Below are 232 nucleotides of genomic sequence, written 5' to 3'. Positions count from 1 at the left end.
AACCAAAGGTACGGAAGCCAGAGTTCTCCAGCGCCACGTTACCGGCAAGGATGAAGAGGTCAGCCCAGGAAATTTTTTGACCGTATTTTTGCTTGATAGGCCACAGGAGACGGCGCGCTTTATCCAGACTTACGTTATCTGGCCAGGAGTTCAGGGGGGCAAAGCGCTGTTGACCGCGCCCTGCGCCACCGCGACCGTCAACGGAGCGATAGGTACCTGCGCCGTGCCAGGC

Annotated in this window: 1 protein-coding gene; it reads right to left on the bottom strand. The window is 58.2% G+C overall.

What is annotated here, in order from left to right; translation table 11 throughout:
- Positions 1-232 (bottom strand): peroxidase family protein (locus tag ACPYOJ_RS37065; RefSeq protein WP_481420640.1); only part of this gene is annotated, 232 nt, incomplete at both ends.

The organism is Rhizobium sp. SVR5-9E, assembly GCF_056755095.1.
Note: the sequence above shows the minus strand (reverse complement) of the source record. Positions and strands in the feature narration are given on the sequence as shown.